Raw genomic sequence first — 380 nt, forward strand, 5'->3', positions numbered from 1 at the left:
TCGCCCCGGACCTGTCCCTGCCCCACATGCGCGAACGCTGGACCACCCCAGCGGAGATCGCCGACGACAGCAGCGACCAGAACCGTCCCACGCTGCCGCCGGTGACCGGCCCCGCGTTCGCACGCCGCCGCGCCACCACTGCCGCCTGGCAGGCGCTGCTCGTCATCGACAACGGCGACGACGACGGCCTGATCGCAGGGCAGATCTTGCCGAGGGCGGTGCGGCCGGAGGACTCCGCCAGTTCCATGGCCGCGGCGGCCTCGCTCAGCGGGAAGCGGGCGGCGATCCTCGCGGTGAGGACGCCGTCGCGCAGCAGACCGAAGACATGGGTGAGGTCGGTGCGCGTCCGGGCCCGGAACGCCTCGCGCTTGGCCGAGTCG

At 73.7% G+C, this 380-nt stretch carries 1 pseudogene; it reads right to left on the minus strand.

Annotated features, from left to right (window positions below):
• Positions 1-380 (minus strand): annotated as a pseudogene (locus G3I60_RS44900) (hypothetical protein); the annotation flags it as partial.

This window comes from Streptomyces sp. SID13666, from assembly GCF_010548325.1.
Classification (GTDB): Bacteria; Actinomycetota; Actinomycetes; order Streptomycetales; family Streptomycetaceae; genus Actinacidiphila; species Actinacidiphila fildesensis.